The sequence below is a fragment of the Mycobacterium sp. genome (genome assembly GCF_035314905.1).
Taxonomy (GTDB): domain Bacteria; phylum Actinomycetota; class Actinomycetes; order Mycobacteriales; family Mycobacteriaceae; genus Mycobacterium.
Map to the genome: position 1 here is coordinate 36,697 of NZ_DATFYW010000179.1, position 9,673 is coordinate 46,369.

The 9,673-nt window shown below is 68.6% G+C and carries 11 protein-coding genes; 5 read left to right on the forward strand and 6 right to left on the reverse strand.

Translation table 11 applies throughout. The features are described from left to right. Positions 1-1,002, reverse strand: coding sequence for a MoxR family ATPase (locus VKG81_RS15500; RefSeq protein WP_324397396.1), 1,002 nt, complete (start codon positions 1,000-1,002; stop codon positions 1-3). A gap of 155 nt (positions 1,003-1,157) precedes the next feature. Here VKG81_RS15500 and VKG81_RS15505 point away from each other — a divergent pair, with 155 nt between their 5' ends. Further along, positions 1,158-2,327, forward strand: coding sequence for a pyridoxal phosphate-dependent aminotransferase (locus VKG81_RS15505; protein ID WP_324397398.1), 1,170 nt, complete (start codon positions 1,158-1,160; stop codon positions 2,325-2,327). Here VKG81_RS15505 and VKG81_RS15510 read toward each other — a convergent pair. Next, positions 2,316-3,884, reverse strand: coding sequence for an NAD(P)/FAD-dependent oxidoreductase (locus VKG81_RS15510; RefSeq protein WP_324397399.1), 1,569 nt, complete (start codon positions 3,882-3,884; stop codon positions 2,316-2,318). The genes VKG81_RS15505 and VKG81_RS15510 overlap by 12 nt on opposite strands. 67 nt (positions 3,885-3,951) lie before the next feature. Next, complete coding sequence (locus VKG81_RS15515; protein ID WP_324397401.1) at positions 3,952-4,548, reverse strand: TetR/AcrR family transcriptional regulator; 597 nt, start codon at positions 4,546-4,548, stop codon at positions 3,952-3,954. A 71-nt stretch (positions 4,549-4,619) separates the two neighbouring features. On the opposite strand from VKG81_RS15515, the gene VKG81_RS15520 reads away from it, so the two are divergent. Both VKG81_RS15520 and VKG81_RS15525 read left to right on the forward strand, forming a co-directional pair. Beyond that, positions 4,620-5,105, forward strand: a complete 486-nt coding sequence (locus tag VKG81_RS15520) for a DUF2834 domain-containing protein (RefSeq protein WP_324397404.1) — start codon at positions 4,620-4,622, stop codon at positions 5,103-5,105. Positions 5,106-5,341: 236 nt separating this feature from the next. Further along, positions 5,342-5,581, forward strand: a complete 240-nt coding sequence (locus tag VKG81_RS15525) for a hypothetical protein (protein ID WP_324397406.1) — start codon at positions 5,342-5,344, stop codon at positions 5,579-5,581. 57 nt (positions 5,582-5,638) lie between these two features. Here VKG81_RS15525 and VKG81_RS15530 read toward each other — a convergent pair whose 3' ends face one another. The 3 genes from VKG81_RS15530 to VKG81_RS15540 are packed head-to-tail and all read right to left on the reverse strand — an operon-like array spanning position 5,639 to position 7,675. Then, the gene (locus VKG81_RS15530; RefSeq protein ID WP_324397408.1) at positions 5,639-6,106 is read right to left on the reverse strand and encodes an SRPBCC family protein; all 468 of its coding nucleotides are present in this window, start codon (positions 6,104-6,106) and stop codon (positions 5,639-5,641) included. Between the two features lie 29 nt (positions 6,107-6,135). After that, the gene (locus VKG81_RS15535) at positions 6,136-7,221 is read right to left on the reverse strand and encodes a CaiB/BaiF CoA-transferase family protein (protein WP_324397410.1); all 1,086 of its coding nucleotides are present in this window, start codon (positions 7,219-7,221) and stop codon (positions 6,136-6,138) included. A gap of 10 nt (positions 7,222-7,231) precedes the next feature. After that, complete coding sequence (locus tag VKG81_RS15540) at positions 7,232-7,675, reverse strand: SRPBCC family protein (protein ID WP_324397421.1); 444 nt, start codon at positions 7,673-7,675, stop codon at positions 7,232-7,234. Between the two features lie 66 nt (positions 7,676-7,741). Here VKG81_RS15540 and VKG81_RS15545 point away from each other — a divergent pair, with 66 nt between their 5' ends. Further along, positions 7,742-9,454, forward strand: a complete 1,713-nt coding sequence (locus VKG81_RS15545) for an alpha-keto acid decarboxylase family protein (RefSeq protein WP_414685292.1) — start codon at positions 7,742-7,744, stop codon at positions 9,452-9,454. Beyond that, positions 9,451-9,673 (forward strand): UBP-type zinc finger domain-containing protein (locus tag VKG81_RS15550; protein WP_324397414.1); only part of this gene is annotated, 223 nt, incomplete at its 3' end. The genes VKG81_RS15545 and VKG81_RS15550, both read left to right, overlap by 4 nt.

Sequence of the window (9,673 nt, forward strand, 5' to 3'; positions counted from 1 at the left end):
TCAGGGCACCCGGACCGCCTGCAGCACGGCGTCGACCACCGCGTCGGTCGTGACCTTCGCGGTCGCTGCTTCGAAGCCGAGGATCAGCCGGTGGCGTAGCACCCGGTGGGCCAGCTTGCGGATGTCGTCGGGAATGACGTGGCCGCGGCCGGACAACACCGCCAGGGCGCGGGCGGATCTGCAGAACGCGATCGTGGCGCGCGGGCTGGCGCCGTACTCGATGAGCCGGGCCAGCTGCGCGGGCAGGGCCTGATGCGGGCTGCGCGTCGCGGCGACCAGCTCACTTGCGTACTGCATCAGCGCGGGGTCCATGTGCACGCCGCGGACGAGCAGCTGCAGCCGCCGCACGTCCTCGAGGCCCACCACCGGATAGCCGCGGCGGTTCTTGTCGTACACCCCCGCGTCGATGCGGGCCATCACCTCCACCTCCTCCCGGGCGGAGGGGTAGTGCAGGATCTCCTTGAGCATGAAGCGGTCGGTCTGGGCCTCCGAGAGCGGATAGGTGCCCTCCTGGTCGACCGGATTCTGGGTGGCGATCACCAGGAAGGGTTCCGGAATCGGATGCACCCGGCCGGCGACGGTGGTCTGGCGCTCCTCCATCGCCTCCAGCATCGCGCTCTGGGTCTTGGCGCTGGACCGGTTGATCTCGTCGAGCAACAGGATGTTGGTGTGGACGGGACCCAGTTGAGTGGCGAACGAATGCGTCTGGGCTTCGTACACCTGGGTCCCGATGATGTCGCTGGGCAGCAAATCGGGGGTGCACTGGATGCGCTGGAAACCGCCGCGGATCGACTCGGCGATCACGCGGGCCGCGGTGGTCTTAGCCAGGCCGGGAACGCTCTCGAGCAGGATGTGTCCCCCGGCGAGCAGCCCGATCAGCAGCGACTCGCGAAGGTTTGCCTGCCCCACCACCTTGGCGGTGAAGGCGTCCGACACCGCATCCACGATGCGCCGAGCTTCCTGCATGTCGCCGCGGTTGGGCTGTACTCGTGCTGCTGTCATCGATACCTTTTCGACCGGTGGCGGAACCGGAACATGGGCCGGCGCAGCTCCGACGCCGCCGGTTTGCTCGAGCGGCCACCGGAACCCAGGTTGCCGGGGAGCGTCGCCGCCATTGTAGGCGGTTGGCCGGGGATGCCGCCTACGCTGGAACGGCTATGACGGTTTCGCGGCTGAAGCCCTTCACGACCACGGTGTTCGCCGAGATGTCGGCGTTGGCCGCCAGGATCGGCGCGGTCAACCTGGGGCAGGGCTTCCCCGACGAGGACGGGCCGCCCGCGATGCTGCGGGCCGCGCAGCAAGCGATCGCCGACGGCGTGAACCAGTACCCGCCCGGGCCCGGCATCGCGCCGCTGCGCGAGGCGATCGCCGCCCACCGGCTGCGGCACTTCGGCGTCGACTACGACCCGGAAACCGAAGTGCTGGTCACCGTGGGCGCCACGGAGGCGATCGCCGCCGCGGTGATCGGTCTGGTCGAGCCCGGTGCCGAAGTGCTGCTGGTCGAGCCGTACTACGACTCCTATGCCCCGGTGATCGCGATGGCCGGCGCCGAGCGCACGTCGGTGCCACTTTCCGCGGAGGCGGGCGGGTTCGTCCTCGACACCGACGCGCTGCGGCGGGCGGTGACACCGAAAACCGCCGCGCTGATCGTGAACTCGCCGCACAACCCGACCGGCATGGTGCTCGGCGACGCCGAGCTGACCGCGATCGCCGGGATCGCGGTCGACGCCGACCTTCTCGTGATCACCGACGAGGTGTACGAGCACCTGGTGTTCGACGGCGCGCGCCACATCCCGCTGGCCACCTACCCTGGGATGGCCGACCGCACCGTCACCATCTCCAGCGCGGCCAAGATGTTCAACTGCACCGGCTGGAAGATCGGATGGGCCTGCGGGAATGCCGAACTGATCGCCGGAGTGCGCGCCGCCAAACAATTCCTCAGCTATGTCGGCGGGGCGCCGTTCCAGCCCGCGGTGGCGCTGGCGCTGGGCACCGAGGAGGAGTGGGTGGCGGCGCTGCGCGAGTCGCTGCAGGCAAAACGCGACCGGCTGGCCGACGGGCTGGCGCGGCTGGGCTTCGACGTGCACCACAGCGGCGGAACGTATTTCCTGTGCGCCGACCCGCGGCCGCTGGGCTATGACGACAGCACCGCGTTCTGCGCGGAGCTGCCGGCCAAGGCCGGGGTCGCGGCGATCCCGATGTCGGCGTTCTGCGAGCCGGGCGGCGAGCACGCCGCCACGTGGAATCACCTGGTGCGCTTCGCTTTCTGCAAGCGCGACGATGTCCTGGACGAGGCCCTTCGCCGCCTCGAAGTGCTACGTCGCTGACCCGTCCCCGAGTGCCTCACGGGCGGCGTTGTAGCCGGGGATGAACGTGATGCCGGGTCCGCCGTAGCAGCCCGCGCTGGCCAGGTACAACCCGTCGATGCCGATCGGCTGGTCGACGAATCCCCTGGGCCCGGGCCGGTTGATGCCGATCTGGTCGGGATGCAGCAGCCCGTGGCAGTAGTCGCCGCCCGGCGCCCCGAACATCGTGCTCATGTGCCGCGGCGTGAAGGTCGTGTGCTTTGTGATGAGACGCTCGAAGTTCGGTGCCACCCGGGTGATCTTGTCGATGACGCGTTGCGCCATTTCGGCCTTCATGCGGCCGTAGTCGGCCTGATCCCCTTCGATCGGGAACCACAGCGCGAACGCGGACGCCGCGTGCTTGCCGGCCGGCGCCAGGTCGGGATCGTGAACCGACGGGATCTGCAACCCGACGGCCGGGTCGCCGGGAACGATCCCCCGCCGGCAATCCTCCCACTGCTGTTGCAGTTCTTCGGGAGTGCTGAAAAGCCCGATGGTCGACTGCATCGCCGGATCGTTGAGCAGTTCGTACGGCACCGCGAATTCCGGTGTCCCGTCCAGCGCGAAGTGCATCTGCAGGTAGCTGCCGCGGTGGTCGATGCGCGAGAACCGCTCGCGAACGTCGGCTGCGAGCGCGTTGGGGTCGACGAGCCGGGTCAGGGTGAGATCGGGTGCGATCGCCGAGATCACGATCGGCGCGTGAACGGTCGAGCCGTCGGAAATGCTGACCCCCGCGACCCGTCCGTCGGCGACCAGGATTTCGTCCACCTTGGTTCGCAGCCGCAACTCGCCGCCGGTGGAGACGAAGAGCTCCAGAAGATGCGTGGTGAGCGCGCCGATGCCGCCCCGCAGCTTCTTGGTCAGCACGGCATTCTCGGTGGGGACGGCCAACCCGAACGCGAACGCCGCGGCGGTCCCCGGCGTTTCGGGCCCGCGGTATGTGGTGTTGACCGCGAGGAAGGCGAGCATCCCCCGCAGCGCGCCGTGCTTCTCCTTGTCCGGCAGGTACCTGTCGAGCACGTCGCTGACCGAACCGAACAGCATGTCGGTGATCGCCGATCGCTCGAACTCGTTGGTGGCGCACGCGTACATCTGATCGAGGGACTTGGGCGGCTGCCCGGCGTCGAATCGCCCCAGGGCCCGCGCGGGAGCCTGGCTCCAGGCCAGCAATCCGGCCATGCCGTTGACCGCTTCGGCGCCGTGTACCTCATTGAGATGCGTCAGCAGTTTCATCGGGTCGGTGTAGTAGACGACCGGGTCGTCACCGACGCCGCGCAGCGACACCGACATCACGTCGAGATCGACGGTGGGCAACGTGTCGAGGCCGAGTTCCCGGCTGACCGTCGCCGAGGTCGAAAGCTGCAGGGAGCCGGCGATCTCGAACTTGTAGCCGTCGAACAGGTCCACCGTCGAGGCCATTCCGCCGGCGTAGAGCTTTGCTTCCAGGCACAGGGTGTGCAGCCCGGCCCGCTGTAAGAGCGCCGCAGCGGTCAGGCCGTTGTGCCCCGCGCCGATGACAATCGCGTCGTAACCCGCCATCGCGCGAGGCTGACACGGCGCGTCCAGTTTTGTCAATATTGACGAAACGACTGACAGGCTATCAGATCTATTCGATGCCGCCGCGCTGCAGCGAGGCCAGCGCGGCGTGGCTCAGCCGCGCAAGTTCGGCCAGCGACCTGTCCTCGCCGAGCATCCAGACCTCCATCGCCCCGAACACCGCTGCCGCGATGCAGCGGGCGGTGACGGTGACGCGCAGGCGCTCATCGGGCGTCGCGGGCTGTCGCCGGCGATCGAGGTGTTCGGCGACCGCGTGGGCGAAATCGGCCTCGACCTGACGAATGTGACGCACGATCCGCATGGGCTCGAGCTCCCGGGCCCGCAGCGCCGCGATTTTCGTCACCGCCTCAACGTCATACGGGAACGCGAAGATCGCCGACTGCACCGATTCGATGATCGACTCCTGGGGCGAACGCACCTGAAGCGCGGAGCGAAACCAGTGCAGGCCGGCGTCGTAGTCGGCGAACAGCAGGTCGTGCTTGGACGTGAAGTGCCGATAAAACGTCCGCAGCGAGACCCCGGCGTCGGCGGCGATCTGCTCGGCCGACGTGTCCTCGACGCCCTGGGCGAGGAAGCGGACGAGCGCGGCCCGCCGCAGCGCCTCGCGGGTGCGCTCGCTGCGTGCGGTCTGCGCGGGCCGGACCATGCGGGCAAACGTACCGCACTGCCGTGATGTCAATATTGACAAAACTCGGGGCGCTCGGTCAGGCTGACGCCATGGTGTCGCTCATCGTGCACGCGGTGCTGGGCCTGACCGTCATCGGCGTGATCGTCGCCTCGAATCCGGCGATCTTCCGCCAGCCGGTGACCCCGAAGGTGTCGGTTCTGGAAGCCGTCTACTACGTCGCAGGGGTCGCGTCGGTCATCATCGGCTACTACTTCAACATCCGCTACGTCAGCGAGTACGCACACGGCGGCCACAACCCGTTCTGGGGTCACGGCAGCTGGGCCGAATTCATCCGGCTGGGCTACGCCAACCCGGCCGCCGGTTCGGCGAGCGAGGACTACACGATTTTCAGCCTGATCCTGCTGCCGGTGTGGACCATCGTCGACGGCCGCCGTCGCGGAGTGCGCCGGCCATGGCTGTACTTCCTGCTGGTCCTGTTCGCCAGCACCGCGTTCGCGTGGGCGTTCTACCTGGCCACCGCCGAGCGGCAGCGCAGGCTGACCCGCGCGTCGTCGCGTGAGACGGCGTCGCTGTAAGGGTTTTCCGGGGCATCAGCCGCCCGCCACGTCGCCAAACTGAAGCTGCTGCGGGCTGCGCCGGCGTGTCGCCGCAGCCAGTTGAGTGTCGCGGTGCAGCGGAGTTGTGATGCAGATCACTTTTCTGGTCTTGACGTTCCCACATGATCAAGCGTAAAACAACACATAACAAATTTAATCGGGCAGGAAGCCACATCGCCACGGGGCACCACCCCATCCCAGAACGGAGCACAGAAATGACCTCGATCACCCGCACCAAGATGTACGCCGCCACCTTCGGCGCCGGAGTCGTCCTGACGATGGGCGCCCTGACCGTCGCGGCGGGCAACACCGAGGCCCACGCCACCTCGCCGACCAGTAACGGCGCCAGCGTCACGTCCGTGCAGGCCACCCCGCCTTCGGCACCGGCGACACCGGTGGCGGTGCCGACCGTGCTCGCGAAGAAGTTCGCGGGTAAGGACTGGAACGGAGAGTGATCGCGACTTCCCGGGCCAGCACTCCGCCGCCTTCGGCCGTGATGCCGGGGCGGCGGATTACTGCATCCGGGGATTGGCGCGGTCCGCCGACTCGGCACCAAGCACGCGCCGGCGCAGGCCTTCGGTCGCCGCGTTGAGAACGGTCTTCTTGGCCCGCTTGATCAGGAATTCCGGCAGCGGCGCCCGTGGCTCCAGGGTGATGTCGAACCGCACCCGGGTCTTGTCCCCGGCCTCCGGCGTCAGGTTGTACTCGACGTGCTGCGCGTGCTGCTGAAACGTGTCATCGGCATCCCAGACCACCCAGTCCCGGCCCCAGTGGTACTCGAGCACTTCCTGGTCGGTGATTCCCAAGACCCGCACCGTCACCCTCACGTGGTGCGGGCGGCCGTCGTCGTAGCTGTCGATCACCTCGGCCGACTTGTGCACCGGGGACCAGGACGGCACCGCCGCGACGTCGGCAAGCGCCTCCAGGATCGCCTCCAGTGGGGCGTCGATCAGCACTTCGCGTGAGGCTCTGACGGCCACATCCAAAAGCTAGTGCGCTTGCCCGTGGATCACCAGCCGATCTCGTCAACCGGCGTGGTCGCGGTCGGTGGCGGCTGGATTTCGCCGGGCGGCGTCCGGGAGAACCGCGGCGCCGGCGCGGCCTGGTCGAACCCGTTGCGGTGCACGATCGTGGAGCGCGCCGCGAGGTGCTCGCCGGCGGCGGCCTCGGTCCAGGTCAGCACCGGCGTGACGCACGCGTCGGTGCCGGCGAAGATCTCCGTCCACTCGTCGCGGGTCTTACCGGCGAACCGCTCGGTGAAGAGCTTGCGCATCTGCGGAAATCCGTCGGGGTCCATCTGGTTGGGGACGTCGTCGGCCGACAACCCCAGCCCCGCCAGCAGCTGCGCGAAGAACTGCGGCTCGATCGCGCCGACGGCCATGTACTTGCCGTCGGATGTCTCATAGGTGCGGTAGAACGGCGCACCGCCGTCGAGCAGGCTCGACTCCCGTTCGTCGGACAGCGTGCCGACGGCCTTCATCGTCCACTGCATCTGCGCGAGCAGGCTGACGCCGTCGACCATCGCAGCGTCAACCACCTGGCCCCTGCCGGACTTCTCCCGCTCGTAGAGCGCCGCGACGATGCCCAACAGCAGCAGCATCGATCCCCCGCCGAAGTCGGCGACGAGGTTCATCGGCGGCAGCGGGGGCCGGTCGCGGTACCCCATCGAGCCCAGCGCGCCCGTCTGGGACAGGTAGTTGATGTCGTGGCCCGCGGTGACCGCCAGCGGACCGTCCTGGCCCCACCCGGTGATCCGGGCGAAGATCAGCCGTGGGTTGACGGCGGCACAGTCGCCGGGGCCGACGCCGAGGCGTTCGCACGTGCCCGGCCGGAACGGGTCGATGAGCACGTCGGCCGTGGCCACCAGGTCCAGCAGGGCTTGCGGGTCGTTCTTCACGTCCAGGTCGACAACCCTCTTGCCGCGGTGCATCAGGTCGCGGTCCTCGCGCGGCATTCCCAGCCCACCGCTGGGCCGCCGCACGCGCACCACGTCGGCGCCCAGGTCGGCGAGCACCATCGCGGCGTGCGGCCCGGGCCCGATCCCGCCCAGTTCGATTACCTTCACCCCGGCCAGGGGCCCGTTATTCGTCGTCACCTGAGGAAGACTAACGACCGCTCTTCCGGCTCAGCACGCGCTTGCGCAATCCGTCGGTGGCGGTGTTCATCACACCCTTGGTGGCCCTGCGCAACACGAAGCCGGGCAGCGGCACCAGCGGGTCGATCGTGATGTCGAACTTCACCCGCGTCTTGTCGCCCTCGGGAACCAGCGTGTAGCGGGCATCCTGCGAGCGCTGCTGGTTCGCGCTTTCCAGCGTCCAGCTCACCCCGTCGTCATGCCAGGTGTACGAGACGACCTGCTCGTCGGTGATCCCGGCGGACCTGACCTTCATCCTGGCGCGAAGCGGCCGGCCCTCGTCGTCGCTCTCGAGCACCTCGGAGGCCTGGTGGGCGTCGGACCACTCGGGCAGCGACTCAACGTCGGCGATCACGTCCATGACCTCCTCAGGTGCGGCTTCGATGACGACTTCTCTGGACTCGCTGACGGCCATGGTCACCGACCATACGGTGCCGGGTTTCGCGACGGAACGCTTCGGCCGGTTTACGCGGGTACCGTCGTGGGTGTGGGTGTGCCACCTGAGTCGCCCTACACCGTCGGCGACTATCTGCTCGACCGGCTGGCCGAGTCGGGCGTAACCGAGGTGTTCGGCGTGCCCGGCGACTTCAACCTCGAGTTCCTCGACCATGTCGTGGCGCACAACAAGGTTCGGTGGGTCGGCAACGCGAACGAGCTCAACGCGGGCTACGCCGCCGACGGCTACGGTCGCCTCCGCGGCATGTCGGCGCTGGTCACCACGTTCGGGGTCGGCGAGCTGTCCGCGGCCAACGCGGTCGCCGGCAGCTACGCCGAGCACGTGCCGGTCGTGCACATCGTCGGCGCCCCGTCGAAGGATGCGCAAGGGGCCCGCCGGGTGGTGCACCATTCCCTCGGTGACGGCGACTTCGAGCACTTCCTGCGCATCGCCCGTGAATTCACCTGCGCCCAAGCCAATCTGGTCCCTGCCACCGCGACCCGTGAGATCGACCGCGTGCTGTCGGAGGTGCGGGAGCAGAAACTGCCGGGCTATCTGCTGCTGGCAACCGATGTGGCCCGCTTCCCCGTCGAACCGCCCGCCACACCACTGGCCAGGTACACCGGCGGCACCAGCCCCCGCGCGTTGTCGTTGTTCATCGACGCCGCAACCGAACTCATCGGTGACCACCAGCTGACGGTGCTCGCCGACCTGCTCGTGCACCGGTTGCAGGCGGTTCCCCAACTCGAGGCGCTGCTGGCCGCCGACGTGGTGCCGCACGCGACGCTGATGTGGGGCAAGAGCCTCGTCGACGAGACGTCACCGACGTACCTCGGGATCTATGCCGGCGCCGCGAGCGACGAGCGGGTGCGCAAGGCCATCGAGGAGGCTCCCGTGCTGGTGACCGCCGGGGTGCAGTTCACGGACATGGTCAGCGGTTTCTTCAGCCAGAACATCGACCCGGCACGGACCATCGACATCGGGCCCAACCAGAGCGTGGTCGCGGGACAGGTGTTCGCACCGCTGGACATCGACGCGGCGCTGGAGGCGTTGACGTCGATCCTCGAACGCCGCGGCATCCGGTCCGAGCCCGTGCCGGCGACATCGGCGGATCTGCCGTCCGCGCCGCCGGGACGCGACGAGCCGTTGACGCAGAAAGCCCTGTGGGACAGGCTTTCCGCCGCCCTCACACCGGGCAACATCGTGCTCGCCGACCAGGGCACGTCGTTTTACGGGATGGCCGGGCACCGGCTGCCAAGTGGGGTGACGTTCATCGGGCAGCCACTGTGGGCGTCGATCGGCTACACCCTGCCCGCGACGCTCGGTGCCGGGCTGGCCCACCCGGACCGGCGGCCGGTCTTGCTGATCGGCGACGGGGCCGCTCAGCTGACGATCCAGGAACTGGGATCGTTGCACCGCGAGGGCCTGACGCCGGTGGTCGTGGTGGTCAACAACGACGGCTACACCGTGGAGCGCGCCATTCACGGACGCGACGCGTACTACAACGACATCGTCGCGTGGGACTGGCTCGAGGTGCCGAAGGCGCTCGGGGTCCGTGACCATCTGGCCTTTCGCGCCGAGACATACGGCGAACTCGAGGACGCGTTCACCGCCGCGGCGGCGCACCGCGACAAGATCGTGCTCGTCGAAGCGGTGGTGTCGCGATCGGACGTGCCACCGCTGCTGGCGGAACTGGCCGAGTCGGCGGCCGCGGCCAACGCGAGCCAGATACCCACGGTCGGAAAGGGAAGACGATGAAGCCGGCGGCAATCAATCCGTCCGTCCCGCCCAGCGGCACCGGCTGCGTCGAGTGCGACGCCGTCGGCGGCTGGTGGGTCCACCTGCGGCGCTGCGCGGCGTGCGGGCACATCGGCTGTTGCGACGATTCGCCGGCGCGGCACGCGACCGCGCACTGGCGCGAGACCGGGCACCCGGTGATGCGGTCGTTCGAACCCGGCGAGGACTGGTTCTGGAACT

Coding starts and splice junctions, on each gene's coding strand:
- VKG81_RS15500 (WP_324397396.1), bottom strand. CDS start 1,002: ATGACAGCAGCACGAGTACAGCCCAACCGCGGCGACATGCAGGAAGCT.
- VKG81_RS15505 (WP_324397398.1), top strand. CDS start 1,158: ATGACGGTTTCGCGGCTGAAGCCCTTCACGACCACGGTGTTCGCCGAG.
- VKG81_RS15510 (WP_324397399.1), bottom strand. CDS start 3,884: ATGGCGGGTTACGACGCGATTGTCATCGGCGCGGGGCACAACGGCCTG.
- VKG81_RS15515 (WP_324397401.1), bottom strand. CDS start 4,548: ATGGTCCGGCCCGCGCAGACCGCACGCAGCGAGCGCACCCGCGAGGCG.
- VKG81_RS15520 (WP_324397404.1), top strand. CDS start 4,620: ATGGTGTCGCTCATCGTGCACGCGGTGCTGGGCCTGACCGTCATCGGC.
- VKG81_RS15525 (WP_324397406.1), top strand. CDS start 5,342: ATGACCTCGATCACCCGCACCAAGATGTACGCCGCCACCTTCGGCGCC.
- VKG81_RS15540 (WP_324397421.1), bottom strand. CDS start 7,675: ATGGCCGTCAGCGAGTCCAGAGAAGTCGTCATCGAAGCCGCACCTGAG.